The sequence below is a fragment of the Acutalibacter intestini genome (assembly GCF_034334985.1).
Taxonomy (GTDB): domain Bacteria; phylum Bacillota; class Clostridia; order Oscillospirales; family Acutalibacteraceae; genus Acutalibacter; species Acutalibacter intestini.
On record NZ_JAWXXL010000068.1, the window covers coordinates 1 to 2105 of the forward strand.

Sequence of the window (2105 nt, forward strand, 5' to 3'; positions counted from 1 at the left end):
ATGCGTTCATGTAGGCTTGCAGGGCGTTGTACTGCTGATCCCCCAAAAGCTCCAAACTTTCCATATAGGACACAAGATCGTTGAACTCTTGAAGGCTCTGCCCCTTGTAGTCTGAAAACCACGCTTCAAGCTGTGCATTAAACGCGGCGGTGTCTATCTGATCCACCACGCCCGCCACCACGCCACAAAGGGAAGTATCAAGGCGGCGATCCGTTATGACGGCCTGCGATATGGCCGTAACGCCTGCGCCCGTGGTAATGTCCGCAAGGCACAATTCGTATGCGTCCGCGTCCCTCTGCAACGCGGGCGGCGTGGGCGACGCGGAAGGCGTGGAAGACTTCACCACAACGGAAATCAGCCGTTCCGTTAAGTCCCAGCGCACAACAATTCGGTCAATCCGGTTCAACACGCCGTCCGCAACCGGAAGCGTAAGGGAAAGATCGCCCGTGTTGTAATAGAAATAACCGTTGATCCACGCTTTGCCCGCCTTCACGGTCACAACCATTCCAGAACCCGCCACCACTTGAAGATTGTTTGACGGAACGGGGAACACGCCGTTGCCGATAAATGAAGCGAAGTATTCGGCCCACTCTTCCGCGCGGTATACACGATCATGGGAAACGGAATTGAAAAAACTTGATTTTTCCATGTTTTCACCCCTTTACTTTGCAATTTGCCGTATCTGTGTAAGCAGGGCGGGCAAGCTCTCACCAAAAGTAATGTCGATTTCCTCAATGTTCTGTTGGTATGTTTCGGACACTTCGGTAATACGAACGTTGATCTTGATACCCCAGCGTTTATTTACGCACGTCACCCTGTCGCCTAAGTCGTAATCTTCGCGGTATTTCAGGTTTGCGTGCGTGTTGATCTTGCTGGAAAAGCTCAATGTTTCGGCGTATTGTTCCAGCTCCGAAGCGCCCCGCTCCAAGAGGCACGCCAAATATTCCGCGTCCGTGCGCGTGATCTCCGTTTGCGCGCTGTCCGTGTAAACCTTCGTAATGTCCGTTGCATTCACAAAGATTTCTTCACGGTCAAGGCCGGACGCGCCGCCGCCTACTTCGGCCACAACCCGCGGTTCTACCTCTTCGCCGCCTACATAGGCGGTTGTTTTCAGGTTTTCAACGCTGTTTGTGTATTCCTGCTCTGTGATGTTGTCGAATTCCTGCGAAAAGATACAAGGCGGGTTTTCCGTCTGATCCGCGGTCAGGTTGCGGCCAGCGTAGACGCTGAAATAGTGCTTGCCCGTGCGCACATCAGAACGGGAACGGAAGCCCAGCTTTGCCGCTTTCGCCGCCGTTTCCACGGCCAGAAGCGCATTTATGAAGGCTTCGGACGTGTAGTTGATCCTGCCGCTTCCTGTGTCCACGTCCAGCGGGTCAAGAAGAATATTCGGAATGCGGCGGGCGGCAACCCGCGGGGAAATGATATTTTCACGGACGATCCGGTATAGAATATCCTGCGTCCCGCTCGTTGCCGTGATCTGATCGCGCACAATGCGTTTTCCGATCCATTGCGTGATAAATTTGCCCTGCACTTCGATTTCTTCAAGGCCCTGCGAATTCTTGCTTATGTTCACATAGCGTATTTCTGCGGCCTCCGTGTCCCCGCGCTTCATAATCAGGCGGTTTTTTACCAGAAGGGCAACGTGCCGATCTGTGAACGGCACAAGCAACTTGAATTCCCCTGCCGCCCAATACCGCCGCGTCCAGATAAGGGAAGAAATTTCGTCAATCACCCCTTGAAGGATCATGTTTCGGTCATATATGTAAAGCTCCACGCCTCACACCCCCAAATATAGATCATCGTGGTATATGGACACTTCCAGATTTTCAAGGTTTCCTTCTGCGGAATATCTGAAAAGGTTATCCCCAACAGAAAGTTGCAAATATGAACTGTCCACGTCCAGATAGCGGAACGCGTCCGTTACAATGCCGCCGTGCTTCAAGGTTACTTCTTTTTCCCCGTAGCCCGTGGAAACGGTCAGCGTGTCGCCTGCTTCCATCGTGTAATTTAGCTTGATGAATTCTTGCGTGTCCACGTTCAAAAGGGCGGGGTTTGTCACCATGCCCAGCGCGCGGAACTCCACGCGTATTCCGGCCTGCACG

General features: G+C 52.9%; 2 protein-coding genes and 1 pseudogene. All 3 read right to left on the reverse strand.

Going from position 1 to position 2105, the window contains the following annotated elements; genetic code table 11:
• A pseudogene (locus tag U8U68_RS21115) lies at window positions 1–649 on the reverse strand (hypothetical protein); the annotation flags it as partial.
• A gap of 12 nt (window positions 650–661) precedes the next feature.
• Window positions 662–1777, reverse strand: a complete 1116-nt coding sequence (locus tag U8U68_RS21120) for a siphovirus ReqiPepy6 Gp37-like family protein (RefSeq protein WP_161930606.1) — start codon at window positions 1775–1777, stop codon at window positions 662–664.
• A gap of 3 nt (window positions 1778–1780) precedes the next feature.
• A partial coding sequence (locus tag U8U68_RS21125; RefSeq protein WP_322204339.1) for a phage distal tail protein occupies window positions 1781–2105 on the reverse strand: 325 nt, incomplete at its 5' end.